Origin of the sequence: Sorangium sp. So ce131 (assembly GCF_051519095.1) — a bacterium.
Classification (GTDB): domain Bacteria; phylum Myxococcota_A; class Polyangia; order Polyangiales; family Polyangiaceae; genus Sorangium.
In genome coordinates, this window is the sequence record NZ_CP150455.1 from 1,843,763 (window position 1) to 1,858,451 (window position 14,689).

Annotated in this window: 10 protein-coding genes; 5 read left to right on the plus strand and 5 right to left on the minus strand. The window is 73.1% G+C overall.

Translation table 11 applies throughout. From position 1 onward, the window contains the following. The first annotated feature begins 31 nt into the window (after nt 1-31). Nucleotides 32-811: an alpha/beta fold hydrolase gene (locus tag WMF43_RS06715; protein ID WP_437678351.1), complete on the plus strand. Its 780-nt coding sequence runs from the start codon at nt 32-34 to the stop codon at nt 809-811. A 30-nt stretch (nt 812-841) separates the two neighbouring features. On the opposite strand, the gene WMF43_RS06720 is transcribed toward WMF43_RS06715, so the two are convergent. Then, on the minus strand, nt 842-1,771 hold the full coding sequence (locus tag WMF43_RS06720; RefSeq protein WP_437678353.1) for a hypothetical protein: 930 nt from the start codon (nt 1,769-1,771) through the stop codon (nt 842-844). Next, nucleotides 1,768-3,228, minus strand: a complete 1,461-nt coding sequence (locus WMF43_RS06725; RefSeq protein WP_437678355.1) for a vWA domain-containing protein — start codon at nt 3,226-3,228, stop codon at nt 1,768-1,770. Before WMF43_RS06725 ends, WMF43_RS06720 begins: the two co-directional genes overlap by 4 nt. 300 nt (nt 3,229-3,528) lie before the next feature. Here WMF43_RS06725 and WMF43_RS06730 point away from each other — a divergent pair, with 300 nt between their 5' ends. Next, nucleotides 3,529-4,989: a serine/threonine-protein kinase gene (locus tag WMF43_RS06730; RefSeq protein WP_437678356.1), complete on the plus strand. Its 1,461-nt coding sequence runs from the start codon at nt 3,529-3,531 to the stop codon at nt 4,987-4,989. Here the strand turns inward: WMF43_RS06730 and WMF43_RS06735 are convergent. Together WMF43_RS06735 and WMF43_RS06740 are read right to left on the minus strand one after the other, a co-directional pair. Beyond that, nucleotides 4,953-6,338, minus strand: coding sequence for a DUF1552 domain-containing protein (locus WMF43_RS06735; protein WP_437678357.1), 1,386 nt, complete (start codon nt 6,336-6,338; stop codon nt 4,953-4,955). The two genes, WMF43_RS06730 and WMF43_RS06735, sit on opposite strands and share 37 nt — an antisense overlap. After that, a complete protein-coding gene (locus tag WMF43_RS06740) occupies nt 6,338-8,044 on the minus strand; it encodes a DUF1592 domain-containing protein (RefSeq protein ID WP_437678359.1) in 1,707 nt (568 codons plus the stop codon). Before WMF43_RS06740 ends, WMF43_RS06735 begins: the two co-directional genes overlap by 1 nt. 305 nt (nt 8,045-8,349) lie before the next feature. Here WMF43_RS06740 and WMF43_RS06745 point away from each other — a divergent pair, with 305 nt between their 5' ends. The 3 genes from WMF43_RS06745 (at nt 8,350) to WMF43_RS06755 (ending at nt 12,934) form a co-directional block, all read left to right on the plus strand. Then, entirely contained in the window at nt 8,350-9,282 is a 933-nt protein-coding gene (locus WMF43_RS06745; protein WP_437678361.1) for a hypothetical protein, read from the plus strand. Next, nucleotides 9,272-11,290, plus strand: a complete 2,019-nt coding sequence (locus WMF43_RS06750) for a nucleotide-binding protein (protein ID WP_437678363.1) — start codon at nt 9,272-9,274, stop codon at nt 11,288-11,290. The genes WMF43_RS06745 and WMF43_RS06750 overlap by 11 nt, the downstream gene beginning before the upstream one ends. A 324-nt stretch (nt 11,291-11,614) precedes the next feature. Next, nucleotides 11,615-12,934, plus strand: coding sequence for a glycosyltransferase family 4 protein (locus WMF43_RS06755; protein ID WP_437678364.1), 1,320 nt, complete (start codon nt 11,615-11,617; stop codon nt 12,932-12,934). Nucleotides 12,935-13,018: 84 nt separating this feature from the next. Here the strand turns inward: WMF43_RS06755 and WMF43_RS06760 are convergent, their stop codons facing one another. Then, nucleotides 13,019-14,647, minus strand: a complete 1,629-nt coding sequence (locus WMF43_RS06760; RefSeq protein WP_437678366.1) for a serine/threonine-protein kinase — start codon at nt 14,645-14,647, stop codon at nt 13,019-13,021. Between the last annotated feature and the right edge of the window lie 42 nt (nt 14,648-14,689).

A 14,689-nucleotide genomic window follows, 5' to 3' on the forward strand; every position in this document is an offset into this window, starting at 1 on the left:
AATGAACTCGCAGCCAGCACAGGAGGATCCCATGCAGACTGCGCCCATCGGTCGCGCCGCCACGGCGTCGGTCAACGGCATCGAGATGCATTACGAGCTCCACGGGGAAGGGGAGCCCCTCGTGCTGCTCCACGGCTTCACCGGGGCGAGCGGCGACTGGGCTCACGTGTTCGATCTCGCGGCGCTCGGGCGCGACCACACGGTCATCGCCCCCGATCTGCGCGGGCACGGCCGGTCGACCAACCCGGGAGGGACGTTGACCATCCGCCAATGTGCTCTGGACGTCTTCGCCCTCCTCGATACGCTCGGCGTGACGACGTTCAAGGCCGTGGGGCTCAGCCTCGGCGCCAAGTCCCTCCTGCACCTCGCCACGCTGCAGCCGGGCCGCGTCGACGCCATGACCCTCGTGTCCGCGACACCGTACTTCCCCGAGCAGGCGCGCGCGATCATGCGCTCCTTCACCGACGAGGGCCGATCGGACGCGGAGTGGGAGGACATGAGGAGCCGCCACAAGCGCGGCGACGATCAGATCCGGGCGCTGTGGCGGCAAGCGAGGCGCTTTGCGGACAGCCACGACGACATGAGCTTCACGCCTCCTCTCCTGTCGACCATCAAAGCGCGGACCCTGATCGTCAGCGGCGACCGCGACCCGCTCTACCCGGTCGAGCTCGCCCTGGAAATGTACCGTGCCATCCCGCGTTCTTGCCTGTGGATCGTGCCGAACGGCGGGCATGGCCCCATCTTCGGCGACTGGAAAGACCACTTCGTCCGCGCGGCGCTCGCCTTCTTGCGCGGAGAGCAAGGCGCATAGCCCACGATCCGAGCGGGACGGCGCGTACGCTCAGACCTCCTCGACGATCGCCTTGCTCACCTGCTCGAGCGACTCGCCCATCGTCTCGACCCGCCGGAGGGCCGCGTCGTCCAGGCTCGTCGCCGCGGCCCTGGCGGCGTCGGCCGCGGTGTAGACCCGCGTCAGCGCGGCGACGTGGTCGGCGATTCGCGCGTCCACCCGGCCGATCACCACCTCGACCGGGGAGGCCGCGGCGGCCACCTTCGCCGGCGGAGGCTCACCCGCGCCCGCCTCGCCCGCGCCCGCCTCGCCCGGGCCGTCCGGCGCCGCGCGGCGCGCCCCGGCGGTCCGCTCGAGCCTCACCCGCGCCCGGGCGAGGCGCATCAGCGACGCCCACGTCTCCCGGGCGTGGCGCGCCGCCTTGCGGTCGGGCATCTCCTGCTCGACCACGGTCCGGCGCAGCGCCGCGCCCTCGCGGAGCGCGGCGCTGGCGGGGCCGGTGACCTCCTCGGCGGCGCCGTCGAGGGCGTGGGCCATGGGGTCGTCGGCCTCGATGAGCAGCGGGAGCGCCATCAGCACGGCGGCCACCGCGACCGAGACGCCGCGGATCGCGAGCGACGAGGCGGCGAACGCGGCGGTGACCGACACGGCGAGGGCGCCGCCGGCGAGCGCCATCCCGGCGTGGGCGAGGCGGGCGCCGCCGCCCTGGACCCGGGTCGAGCGCTCGGCGAAGCAGAGGCCGGCGAGCGCGGCGCCGGCCGCCGCGGGCGAGGCGCCGGCGAGCACCCCGAACGCGAGCGCGCCGAGCGCGCCCCCCGCGACGGCGAGCGAGGCCACCGCGCCGCTCGCCGACAGCGCGAGGAGGACCGCGGTCGCCACGAGCAGGAGCGAGCCGGGCGCGGCCCCGAGCCGGAACGTGAGCGGCGCGACGCCGGCGGCGAGGGCCGCGGCGGCGAAGAAGGCCGTCCTGCGCAGGATCATTGGCGCCGCGCCAGGTTGGAGATGTCGCTCGCGACGGCGCTCTTGGCCGCCGCCTTCCCGGCCATGCTCGAGGGCTTGGTGGACATGAACTCCTTCTTCGTGGACTCGTAGGAGAGCGCCTGCTTCTGGAGCGACGCGGCCGCGGGCTTGGGCGCCTTCGCGGCGACCGCCTTGAGCTCGAGCATGTTCTGGTCGATGAGCGCCTGGGCCCGCCCGACGTCGCCCTGCTGGTACGCCTCCGCGGCCTCGATCTGGCGGCGAGAGGCGATGACGCTCATGGCGTCGGCGAGCACGGCGAGGTCCCTGCCCGCCTCGACCTCGGCGGCGGACGTCGAGCCGGTCAGCGAAAGGCCGGCGATGCGGGCCTGCGCGGCGTCGCCGCCGACGCGGCTCCAGCTCACCTGGCCCTCGACGGCGCGGGCGGCGTCGCTGTCGAGCGAGGCCGCGAGCTCCACGATCACGCGGCGCTCGTCGCCCGCGAAGAGCGAGCCGAGCGCGAGCTCGACCTCGGCGCCGGAGGCGAGGGGCCTGGCCTCGGCCCCGGTGGCCCGGACGAAGCGGACGCCGGCCGGGAGCTTGATCCGCGCCGTGGCGCTCTCGATGGTGGTGGAGGCGGTCTCCTCGAGCTCGCGCTGGAGGAACGTGGCGAGCGTGGACGCGTCCTTGACGAAGGCGAAGTTGCCGCGGCCCGCCTGGGCGACCGCGCCCATGTAGCCCTCGTCGAAATCGAGGCCGATCCCCATGGACGAGGTGGTGATCCCGCGCCCCGCGCTGCCCCGCGCGACCTCCTCGCTCGCGGCGCGGGTGTCGTCGAGCCCGTCGCTCGCCAGGATGACGCGCCGGACCCGGCCCTTGCCGGCCTCCGCGAGCGCGAGCACCCCCTGCGAGAGCGCGGGCGCGATGTTGGTGCCGCCATCCGGCGAGAGGGCCTGTACCCGGGCGATCAGGTCGGACCGGACGCGGCCCGCGCGGGCGAGCGGCTGGATGACCTCGCTGTCGCTCGAGTACCGGACGAAGGCGATCTCGTCGTCGTCCCGGAGATCGCGCAGGAGCTGGATCGCCGACCGCTTCGCCTGATCGAGCTTCTCGCCGGCCATCGAGCCCGACGTGTCCAGCACGATGGCGATCGAGAGCGGCGCGCGCTGCCTGGCCTGCTCCGCCATGGGGTCGGCCTTGAGCACGAGCGAGGCGAACACCTGCTGCTCACCCCCGCGGAGGACCTTGCTGTGGCTGAGGGCGAAGGTGCCGTGAGCGCCGGGCCCCGAGAACGAGGCGCTGTTAACGCCGCCCGGGCTGACCGCGGCGCCGCCCGGGCTGACCTCGGCGACCACGCCCGCGGGGGTCTGATCACCGGCCGCGGAGCGGGCGAGGACGAGGCCGCCGGCGGCGAGGACGACGGCGCCCGCGGCGAGGCCGTGGCGGACGCGGGACGTGCGAAACCAGGTGTGAATGGACATGAGGCTTCCTCCCAGGGCTCCGGACGGACGAAGGCCTCGCGCGCGGGCTACGTGCCGCCCTGGCGCGCCGCTTCGTCGTCGTCGCGTGGAGCCGTCGACGGTCGAGGTCGCCGATGGATCTCGGAGTGTGACGGAGTTTTTCTCTCGTGGTCACGCCCCGCCCGCCACGGGGAACACGCGGCGCCGATCCTGGACCAAGGGGCGCACCTGTGTGATATCATGCGCCGACAGCCTGGCTCGGGTGGCGTCTGCCCCCTCTCGGAGTGCGCGGCGCGGAGCAGTGCGCAGCGCGGAGCTTTCATGATCGCACCTGTCGTCGATGGCGACGTGATCGCCGGCAAATACCGGGTGGACGGCGTGCTGGGCCAGGGCGCCATGGGCATGGTGGTCGCGGCCAGCCACCTCTTTTTGCCGCAGCGCGTCGCGATCAAGCTCCTCGTCAGCGACGGCGAGAACCAGGGGCTCGTGCAGCGCTTCTTCCGCGAGGCGCGCGCGGTGGTCCGCCTGAAGAGCGAGCACGTCGTGCGGGTGCTCGATTTCGGTCAGCTCGACTCGGGCGTCCCGTACATCGTGATGGAGTTCCTCGAGGGCGAGGATCTCTCGCAGCTGCTCCGCGGCCGGCGCCAGCTCGGCGTCGCCGAGGCGGCCGACTACATCCTGCAGGCGTGCGTGGGCATGGCCGAGGCGCACGCCGCGGGCATCGTGCACCGCGACCTCAAGCCGGCGAACCTCTTCCTCGCGACCGGGCCCGGCGGGGCGCAGCTCATCAAGGTGCTCGACTTCGGCATCTCGAAGGAGCTGCCGGGCAGCGAGAGCTCCGGCGTCTCGCTGACGCAGACGCGGGAGCTGCTCGGCTCGCCCATCTACATGCCGCCGGAGCAGATGCGCTCGGCGCGCTCGGTCGACGCCCGCTCCGACATCTGGGCGCTCGGCGCGATCCTCTATCGCCTGCTGACCGGGCGGCCGCCGTTCGAGGGCAACATGCTCCCCGAGCTCGTGCTGCAGGTCGCGAGCACCGATCCGCCGCCGCCCAGCGCCCTGAGGCGCGACATCCCGCCCGGGCTGGAGGCGGCGATCCTCCGCTGCCTGCAGAAGGATCCGGCGCAGCGGCCGCCCACCGTGGCCGACCTGGCGCTCGCGCTCGCGCCCTTCGCGCCGCCGGGCGGCCGGGAGCGCGCGGAGCGCGCCGCGCGGATCCTCGCCGCGTCGCCCGTGTCGTCGTCGCGGTCCACCCTGCCTGCTGCGGCGCCCGCGCACGATCCGGGGGCGAGCGTCGCGCCGGGCCCGGTGGAGAGCCTCCGGCCGACGACGCGGGTGCTCTCGCGGACGCTCGCGCCGTCCGGGCCTCGCCGGGGCGCCAGGGTCGCGTTCGGCGCCGCCGCGACGACCGCGGCCGCGCTCGCGATCTGGGGCGCGCTGGCCCTGCGCCGCGGGTTCGCGGGGCCGCCGGGTGTCCCGCAGGTTGCCGCCGCGCCCGCCCAGGATGACGCGGCGCCCGCCCACGACGGCGCCGCGCCGCTCGCCGCGCACCGGAGCGGATCTGCCAGCGCGGCCGATCCGTGTGTCGCGCCGGAGCCGCCGCCGACCGAGACCCCGCCGTCGTCCGCCGCTCCGGTCACCTCGCCCGCGGCGGCGCGCCTCGATCCGTCGGCGACGCCGCGCCGGCCGGCCCAGGCGGCGCCGGGCGCGGCGGCGCCGGCGCCGCCGAGCGCTCGGCCCGCCCCTCAGCTGGTCAGTCCGGTCAGCGGTCCTGTGCAGTAGTTCGGGTCGCCGAACGACTCGGCGTCGACGCCCATCGCGTGCAAGAGCGACAGGAGCAGGTTGTTGTGCCCGACCTGCCGTGCCTGGGTCACGTATCGCCCCGTCTTGAAGTGGCCGCCCGCGCTGCCGGCGAGCACATAAGGGATGTTCTGGCGCAGGTGATTGCCGTCCGCGTGCTCGTTCGTCCAGAAGATCACCGTGTTGTCGAAGACCGAGCCGTTCCCCTCCGGGATCGACTTGAGCTTCGCGATCAGGTACGCGAGCTGCTTTGCGTAGAAGGCGCTTATCTTCGTGAGCCGCGCGCGGTTCACCGGGTCGACGTAGCCGTTGTGCGCCATCGGGTGGTGCCCCTCGGTGATGTCCGGATCGATGAAGCTCAGCACCTTCGTCGTCGCCGAGTTCGTGAACTGGAGGCTCGCGACGCGGGTCAGATCGCAGGTGAGGGCCATGGCGATGAGGTCCAGCTGGAGCCTCGTGATCTCGGGCATGTTGGCGACCCGGTCCGCGTCGAGGTCCGGCGTGAGCGCCGGCTCGGCGCACGACGGCGAGGTCGACGTCACGCCGCGATCGAGGCGCGCCGCGATCTCCTCCACCGACGCGAGGTGCCCGTCGAGCTTCTCCCGATCCGCCGCGCCGAGGCGCCTCCGCAGCCGATCGTAGTCGGAGGCCACCTTGTCGAGCACCGCCCGGCGCTGCGCCGTCTTCCGCGTCGCGTCCGCCGGCGAGGCGGACAGATCGGAGAAGATCCGGTCGAACGCCGCGTACGGGCTGTTCTCCGGCGGCAGCGGCTGCGCCGGGCCGCGGTACGCGATGCGCGCGCCCACGTTCGCCCCGTAGACGAGCACGCCGAGCTCGATCGACCGGAACTTGTTCTTCGCGCCGATGTGGTTCGCGATCTCCTGATCGACCGAGATCCCGTCGGCCCAGCCGCACGAGAGCCCGGCGTCGCCGGGGAAGTCGCCCTCCTGCATCGCGCGCGCGGTCAGGCATTGCCCCGTCCCCTTCTGGTGCGCGTCGCCCGGCCCCTTCATCGCCGACAGCGCGCTCACGTTGCCGAGGACCAGGAGATCCTCGTTGTGGTCCTTGAGCGGCGCCAGGATCGGCGAGAGCTCCTCGCCGTTCTGGAGCTGCGAGGACGACGGCCAGAAATCCGGCGGCACGGTGCCGTTCGGCGTGTAGAGGACGACGAGCCGCTTCGGGAACTCGGCCCCGAACGCGGCCCGCCCCATCTCCTCCGACGCGGGGGCGGACTGCTTCGAGCAGCCCATCGCCTCGAGGAACGGCAGCGCGAGCGCTGCGCCGCCGAGCCCGCGGAGCACCGCGCGGCGGCTGAGTCGGAACGGCTTCATCACGGCTCTCCTTCTGCGGCGCCCGCGGCGGCGCCCTCTGCGTCGATCTCGCGCCGGTAGCGGAACGCGTCGGTCTGGGTCAGCGCCACGAGCAGCGCCTTGATGTTGTAATGGGACGCCTCGAACGCCTCGGTCGCCTGCGCGAGGCTGCAGCTGTCCTCGCTCTGCTCGGCGCGGCCGTGGCCGAACCGGAACCACTGCTTCACCACGCACGCGCGCACCTGCTCGCTGTCCCCGAGCCGGTGCGCGAGCTCGACCGCGCCGTCGAACGGCCCGTCGACGTCGGTCTGCGTGAGCTCGCCGCTCGCGTCGACCGGGATGCCGTTCTCCTTGTCGCGCCAGCGGCCGAGCGCGTCGTAGTGCTCGAAGCCGAACCCGACCGGATCGAGCAGCGTGTGGCAGCTCTTGCAGCCCGGATCGGACACGTGCTGCGCGAACTGCTCGCGCGTCGTCTTCGTCGTGTCCTTCATCGGCAGCTCGGGGATGTTGTCGGGCGGCGGCGGCGGGATCTGGCACAGCAGGCTCTGGCGCACCCACCGGCCGCGGTGGACCGGCGACGACCGGTCCTTCTTCGCGTAGAGCGAGAGCAGCCCGGCGTGCGTCACGAAGCCGGCGCGCTGCGACGGATCGAGCGAGACCCGCTCGAACGCGTCGCCCTTCGGCCCGCCCTCGACGCCGTAGAACTCGGCGAGCTCCCGGTTCATCATCGAGTACGACGCCGTGAACAGCGTGGTCACGCTGGCGTTCTCCTCGAAGATCGCGTGATCGAGGAACGCCTCGGTCTCGGCCTTGAACAGCGGCAAGAGCGCGTCCGAGTAGTCGGGGTAGAGCTCCAGGTCCTTCCCGTCGGAGACGATGTCGTCGATCTTCGCGAGCCCGAGCCACTGCCGGTGGAAGTTCTTCACCGCCTCGCGCGCCCGCGGGTGATCGAGCAGCCGCCTCGCCTGCGCCGCGACCTCCTCGGCCGTGCCGAGCGCGCCCCGCTCGGCGGCCTCGAAGAGCACGGTGTCGGGCATCGTCCCCCAGAGGAGGTACGAGAGCCGCGAGGCGATCTCGTACGAGGAGAGCGGCACGACGCCCTCGTCCACCGGATCGGGCATCCCGAACTCGACGCGATAGAGGAAGTGCGGCGACTGGAGCATCGCCTGGAGGACGAGCGACAGGCCCGTCCTCGCGTCGTCGGGCGCCTCCCCGAGGGCGAGCCCGGCCTCGAACAACCCCACGAGCTCCGCCGTCTCGTCCGCGGCGAGCGGCCTCCGGAACGCCCGCTTCCCGAACGAGGTGATGAACGCCGCGACCTCGTCCCGGCAGGCCGCGCCCGCCGCGGCGTCGCGGCACGACGGCGCCTCCCCGAGCGCCTTGTCCACCGCGCGCTCCGCGATCGACTCGGCCGCCTGCATGTACTGCTCGGCGAGCAGCGGGCTCACCACGAGCGCCGCCGCCTGGTTGTTGAAGCCGAGCGACTCCTCTTCTGCGACGAAGCTCCTCGCAGGGTGGCTGTCGTCGCCGAGCAGGTCGAAGAGGGTGCTGTCGTACTCCACGCGCGTCATCCGGCGGAGCGGGGACTCGCCGGGCTGGATGGTGGTGCACAGCGGGCTCGTCGCCTCGCCGTCGCCCGCCTGCCCGGGGATGTCGCTGAATTGACCGGTGCAGGCGGCGAGGAGGAGCAAGCCGATGGGCCAGCGGAGAGCTCTTGGTTCAGCCATGATGCCTCGTTGTCGAGTGCGAGCGGTGGGCGGAGAGGAGGGCGGCGCGGGCGGCGCCTAGCGCGCGGCGCAGGCGCCGCCCGCGCCGCGTGGAGCGAGCTCAGCGCGCCTCTTCGCCATCTTCCCAAAAGCCTATTGCAGTCCTCTGCTCCTGGATAGGCGCGCCGCGACGAGCCCGCGAATCAAGTGGGAGCTCGGTGCCGATGTGATCTTCCCGTGCGCGTCCGCCTTACCGCGGACTCCACGCTTCAAGCTCACGTGCGGCGCTCGACCCGGGGAGCAAAGAGCGTCTATGCTCGCGCCCAATGCAAAGGCGAACGCTCGCCTGTCGTCGTGTCCATCCTGGTGTCCATGCTGCGGAGTCGCCGCGCGCCGTGCGGCGCCGCGCGCGCCGCCCCCCGGCGGCGGCGCCGCTCACTGCCGCGCTCGCCGCCCTCACCGCGCTCGCCGCGCCGCCCGCCGCTCATGCCGAGAGCGCCGCGGCGGCCGGCGCGGATCGACCCGCGGAGAGCGAGCCCCCCTCGGTGGGCACCGCGCTCTTCATCGTGGGTGTCGATCTCGAGATCGCCGGCCGCTCGCTCACCTACAGCGACCTGCTCTCCGACAACCTCCGGAGCTACAGCGTGCTCGGGGCGCCGATGCCGGCGATCCGGGGCGAGCTGTTCCCGCTCGCGCGCAGCCGGCTCCCGGTGCTCAGCGACCTCGGCGTCGTCCTCTCGTACGCCCGCGCGCTCGGCCTCGACTCGGAGGGCGACGGCGGCGCGAGCGTGTCGACCTCCTGGAGCCGCCTGCGCGCCGACCTCCGGGGCCGTTATCGCCCCTTGGGCGACGCGGGGCCCATCGCCTTCGCGAGCGCCGGGCTCTCCTGGACTGGCTACGATGTCGAGGCCGAAGGCGACCCGTCGCGAGACGCGGTATCGGTGTCCTACACCGCCCTGCGGCTGGGCCTGGACGGACGTTTGCCGGCCGGCCCCATCGCCGTCGAGGCCGGCGCGGGCTTCCAGGTGCCGCTCTCGATGGGCGAGCTCGCGTCGTATTTCCGCGAGCCGAGCGCCGCCGGCGTCGACCTCCGCGCCGCGGTCGCGGTCCCGTTCGCGCCGCGGCTCGAGGCGCGCGCCGGCGCGTCCTACACACGGTTCTTCTACGACTTCGACTCTGAGCCCGGGGACATGTACGTGGCCGGCGGCGCGCTCGATCAGTTCTTCAGCCTTCATGCAGGGGTGGCTTATGCGTATTGAGGGGCGCGGTCGTCGTGCGGCGGTGGCCGCGTGGAGCCTTCGCCGCGGGGTCCCGGCGGCGGCCGCGCTCGCCGCGTCCGCCTTGCCGCTGCTCGCCGGCTGCCCGGGGACGATCGACGACCCGTGGCGCTTCGAGGGGCGCGGCGGCGGCCCGGACGGCGTCGCGTGCGGCGACGTGCCCGCGGCGTTCGCCGAGCGGTGCGGCAGCGCGAGCTGCCATGGCCCCGGCGAACCCGCGGCCGGCCTCGACCTGGTCACGCTGGGCCTCGACGCCCGCGTCGTCGGCCGCCCGGCCCAGACCTGCGAGGGGGCGCTCGCCGACCCCGCGCGGCCCGAGGAGAGCGTGCTCTACGTGAAGCTCACCGAGGCGCCGGGCTGCGGCGCGCGCATGCCGCTCGGCGCGGCCCCGCTCCTGCCCGACGAGATGGCGTGTGTCAGCGCGTGGATCGCCGGGCTCGCGCCGGCCCCGTGCACCGGCGACACGTGCGCCTGCCCCGGGTGTGTCTGCGAGCCCGGCGCGCAGGAGGCGTGTTACACGGGCCCCGAGGGCACGAGCGGCGTCGGCCCGTGCGCGGCCGGCACGCGCACCTGCAACAGCGAGGGGACGTCGTGGGGCCCCTGCACCGGGGAGGTCCTGCCCGGCTTCGACGCCTGCGCCACCCCCGAGGACGAGGACTGCAACGGCAAGACGCCGGCCTGCGAGGACGTGTGGAGCCGCGGCTTCGGCGATCCCAGCGGCCAGTACGCCCGCGCCGTGGCGGTCGACGCGGAACGCAACGTGATCATCGCCGGCCAGATCGAGGGCGCCGTCGACTTCGGCGGAGGCCCGCTCGAGGCGACGGGCACGGGCAGCGACGCCTACGTGGCGATGTTCGACCGGTTCGGCACGCACCGCTGGAGCAAGCGGTTCCCGGGCGACGGCAACCAGTTCGCGATGGCGGTCGAGATCGCCCCGGACGGCGATATCGTCGTGGCGGGCCGCGCCTTCAGCCGCATCGATCTCGGCGGCGGGGAGCTCGCGTCGCGCGGCCGCGACGACGTCTTCGTCGCGAAGCTCGACCCCGACGGCAACCACCGCTGGAGCAGGATCTTCGGCGGATCCGGCGCCGACCGGTGCGACCGGATCGCCGTGGACCCGGACGGCAACGTGATCGTCGCGGGCGGCTACGAGGGCTCGGTCGACTTCGGCGCCGGCGCGCTCGCGAGCGCGGGGATGCGGGACGCCTTCGTGTTGAAGCTCGACCCGGACGGCGAGACGCTCTTCGCCCTGCGCGCCGGCGGCCCGGGCGACGACTACGCCAACGCGGTCGCCGCGGACGCGCAGGGCAACCTCCTCGTCGCGGGCCACTTCTCCGGCACGGTCGACCTCGGCGGGGGGCCGCTCGAGAGCGCGGGGCTCACCGACGTCTTCCTCGCGAAGCTCGGCCCGGACGGCGCCCACGGCCGGAGCGCCCGCTTCGGCGGGGCGGGCGCCGACGAGGCGCACGACGTCGCGGTCGACCGCGCCACGGGCGACGTGGTCCTCACGGGCACGTTCACGTCCACCATCGACTTCGGCGGCGCGCCGCTCACGAGCGCGGGCGCGCGCGATCTGTTCGTGGCGAAGCTCTCCGGCGCCGGCGCGCACGTCTTCAGCCGGGGCTTCGGCGACACGGAGGACCAGCTGCTCACCGACTTCGAGACGGGCGCGCGCGCGAGCGTCGCGGTGGACCCGGACGGCAACGCCCTGCTCGCAGGCCCGCTGTTCGGGTCAGCGGACTTCGGCGGCAGCGCGCTGACGAGCCGGGGCAAGACCGATGTCTACGTGGTCAAGCTCGGCCCTGGCGGCGCTCACCTGGCCAGCGCGCTGTTCGGAGACTCGCAGACGCAGGTCGGCCTCGACGTGGCCGCGGACGCGGACGCGAACGTCCTGCTCGTCGGCCGCTTCTACGGGGGCCTCAACTTCGGTCAAGGGCAACTCTCGGGCGCAGGCCAGGGCGATGCGTTCGCAGCGAAGCTCTCGCTGTAGGTGATGCCGCACGTGATCACACACTTCGGTCATCAAACTGGCGCGCGGCTGTAAAAGTGCCACATTACTGCACGGTGGCGGGCGTTTTTTGAGCGTTTTTAGGGAAGAGCTCGCTCGTCATGTGCCAAATTGCCTCGCCTGAGGCGCAGGTGCGTCTCGGATGAGGCGAACTTGACTCTGCCGTTCCCATTTCCGGTCCGTTTCCATCTTCTCCGATGGTGGCATGTTCTCTGCTCGACTCGACGCCAGCCGCGCGGCGAGCCCGCGCACCACCTCGGGCAGCCCTGCCAGGCTGAGCGGGCGAACTCCGGAGGAGCAGAGGTAATGCGCATCCTGCTTATCACCAAGATCTTCCCGAATGCGTTGAACCCAGGACAGGCGCCGTTCAACCGGCGACAGTTCGCAGCGCTGTCACGTTATTGTGACATCGACGTCTTCGCGACGATTCCCTGGTTTCCCGGCGCGTCCCGGTTCTCCCGGTGGAATGTCTCGAACGAGGCGCCGCGCGAGGAGGTGATCGACGGTTTGCCGGTGCGCCATCCGAGGTTCCTTTACCTCCCCAAGGTGGCTCCGTTCCTTAACGGCCCGCTCTACGCCGCCTCGATGCTCTTCGAGCTCGTGCGCCACCACCCGGCGCCGGATGTCGTCGTCGGATCGTTCGCGTACCCGGACGGGTTCGCCGCGGTGTGCCTCGCGGAGCTCCTGGGCGTCCCCTCGGTGATCAAGGTGCACGGCTCGGACATCGACGTGCTCTCCCGGCAGCCGGCGGTGAGGTCCGCGCTGCAGTGGGGCCTCAAGCGCGCGAACCGCGTCGTCGCCGTCAGCAAGCAGCTCGCGGACGGGGTGCACGAGCTCGGCGTCCCGCGCGATCGCATCGATGTCGTCATGAACGGCGTCGATCGCAGCGTGTTCCGGCCGCGCGACCGGGGCGAGGCCCGCGCCGCGCTGGGCCGCCCGGCGGATCGGCGGACGCTGCTCTATGTCGGGCACCTGCTCCGCGACAAGGGCGCGCTCGACGCGATCGCCGCGTTCGAGCGGATCGCCCCGGCGCACCCGGATGTCGATCTCGTCCTGGTCGGCCACGGCGCGGACGCGCAGGCGTGCCGGGCGGCGGCGGAGCGGCTCGGCGGCCGCGTCCTCGTGACGGGGCAGCTGCCGCACGCCGAGGTGGCGCGCTGGGTCGCCGCCTGCGACGCGCTGGTCCTGCCGAGCCACCACGAGGGCACGCCCAACGTGGTGCTCGAGGCGCTCGCCTCGGGCCGCCGGGTCGTCGCGACCCGCGTCGGCGGCATCCCGGACGTGCTGACCAGCCCGGAGCTCGGCGAGCTCGTGACGCCCGGCGATCTGCCCGGGCTGGCCGAGGCCATGCGGCGCGCCGCCTACGCGTCGTACGATCCCGAGCAGGTCTCGGAGCTCGCCGGGTGCACGGGGTGGGACGAGAGCGCGCTCGCGCTCTACAACTCGATCCTGGCCGCGCGCGGCGAGCGTCCGGTGCCCGTCGTCGAGAAGGCGCCCATCCTCCGGCACGTGGACGGGCTCCCCCCGCAGCAGGTGGACGGGATGCCCCCGCGATGGGCGCCGCCGCCCGGCTCGTGGCACTTCCCGGACCGCCCCCAGGGCGATCTGAGCCACGCGCGCGCCTGACCCCGAGGCGCCGCGCCTGCGCCTCGGGCCTCGCGCCTCGGGTCTCGGGCGTCGCGCCTCGCGCCTCGCGCGGCGTGCGCCGGCTCAGGCCGCCGGGACGGCCTTGTCCGGCCGGAGGCGCACGGTCGGGCCGGGATCCGGGGGCGGGGGCTCGTTGCGCGGCTGCGCGGCGCGCGCGGCCCAGAAGCTCCTCGCGTCGTCCGGCGTCCACGGCGGCTGCTCGACGCACGCCTCGAGCGCCGCGAGCAGCTCGCGCGCGCTCTGGAAACGCTCGGTGGGCCGCTTGGCCAGGCACCGCATCACCACCTCCTCCAGCTCCGACGAGAGCGGCCCGGGCGCGCGGAGCGACGGCGGGATCGGCGGCAGCGTCAGGTGGGAGTAGACGAGCTTGCCGAAGCTCCGGCCCTCGAACGGCGCCACGCCCGTGAGCAGGTAATAGAGCGTGACCCCCACCGAGTAGATGTCGCTGCGCGCGTCGACCGTGCCGGCCGAGATCACCTCCGGGGACATGTACGTCGGCGTTCCCTTGATCACGCCGACGTCCGTCATGGTCGCGTCGCCCTCCATGGTCGCCTGCTTCGCGATGCCGAAGTCGAGCACCTTGAGCACGTCGTGCTCGTCGCCGACGCGCGTGATGTAGAGGTTGTGGGGCTTGATGTCGCGGTGGATCACGCCCGCGTCGTGCGCCTCCGCCAGCGAGAGGCAGACCTGCCGCGCGAAGTGCACGACGCGGGCGGGGGGCATCGGGCCGTGATCGCGCACGAGCGTCGCGAGATCGGCGCCGGCCAGGTGCTCCATCGCGATGTAGAAGATGCCGTCGCTGCTCGCGCCGAAGTCGAAGATCCGGATCGTGTGCGGCGACGTGAGCCGGCTCGTCGCGCGCGCCTCGCGCTCGAAGCTGCGCACGTCGGCCTCCGACTTGCTCTCGCTGCGGAGCAGCTTCAGCGCGACGTCGCGGCGCAGCGACTCGTCCCAGGCGAGCCACACCTCGTTCTGCCCGCCGCGGCCGACCGGCGCCACGAGCCGGTAACGGCCGAGCTTGCGGGCCTCGTAGACCTGCTGGCGCGCCGACCAGAGGCCGTGGCTCGCCGCCGACACGAGGATCGCGGTGGCGAGCACGAAGATGTAGTTGCAGGCGAAGATCACGAGCGACCGCGGCGACGACCACTGCGCCGCGAGCCCCGGGTCGAGCGACGCCCCCGCGCCCATGATGATCGGGAAGCTGAGCGCCACCGGCAGCGTCATCCGGAGCGAGCGCGAGAAGTGCGTGGGCAGGATCGTCGCGTCGACGAGCATGACGATCGACAGCCCGTGCATGTAATTCCAGGTGAGATCCCCGAACTCCAGGGCCATCACCGAGATCAGGCCCCCCGTGCTCCAGACCGCGAACACGTGCGCCGCGTCGAGCAGCTCGGCCGAGGTCTTCTCGCGCCGGGCGAGGAGGAAGAGCCAGAACAGGATCACCTCGCCGAGCAGCCGGTAGAGCAGCAGCCGGGCGATCGAGGCGGTCGGGAACACCGCCAGCACCACGAACACGTCGAGCGCAGCGAATGTAGGCCAAGTTACAAGCGCGGTGGGGAGCCCGCGGGCCATGGCGCGGCGCTCTTCCCCCGGGTTGGCGCCGCGGAGACCGTGGGTTCCGGTCGGCTGATAGCTGCTGCTCGAGGCGGTCATGTCCGGCGCGGCCGCGCGGCCGCGCTGCCAGGAGCCCATTGGAGCGCTGCGCTCGCGGGGAGTCAAAGCGCACGTCGCCTC

Excerpts from the sequence above, each read along its gene's own strand:
- WMF43_RS06755 (WP_437678364.1), top strand. The coding sequence starts at position 11,615 with ATGCGCATCCTGCTTATCACCAAGATCTTCCCGAATGCGTTGAACCCA.
- WMF43_RS06720 (WP_437678353.1), bottom strand. The coding sequence starts at position 1,771 with ATGATCCTGCGCAGGACGGCCTTCTTCGCCGCCGCGGCCCTCGCCGCC.
- WMF43_RS06760 (WP_437678366.1), bottom strand. The coding sequence starts at position 14,647 with ATGGGCTCCTGGCAGCGCGGCCGCGCGGCCGCGCCGGACATGACCGCC.
- WMF43_RS06750 (WP_437678363.1), top strand. The coding sequence starts at position 9,272 with ATGCGTATTGAGGGGCGCGGTCGTCGTGCGGCGGTGGCCGCGTGGAGC.
- WMF43_RS06725 (WP_437678355.1), bottom strand. The coding sequence starts at position 3,228 with ATGTCCATTCACACCTGGTTTCGCACGTCCCGCGTCCGCCACGGCCTC.
- WMF43_RS06730 (WP_437678356.1), top strand. The coding sequence starts at position 3,529 with ATGATCGCACCTGTCGTCGATGGCGACGTGATCGCCGGCAAATACCGG.
- WMF43_RS06740 (WP_437678359.1), bottom strand. The coding sequence starts at position 8,044 with ATGGCTGAACCAAGAGCTCTCCGCTGGCCCATCGGCTTGCTCCTCCTC.
- WMF43_RS06735 (WP_437678357.1), bottom strand. The coding sequence starts at position 6,338 with ATGAAGCCGTTCCGACTCAGCCGCCGCGCGGTGCTCCGCGGGCTCGGC.
- WMF43_RS06745 (WP_437678361.1), top strand. The coding sequence starts at position 8,350 with ATGCAAAGGCGAACGCTCGCCTGTCGTCGTGTCCATCCTGGTGTCCAT.
- WMF43_RS06715 (WP_437678351.1), top strand. The coding sequence starts at position 32 with ATGCAGACTGCGCCCATCGGTCGCGCCGCCACGGCGTCGGTCAACGGC.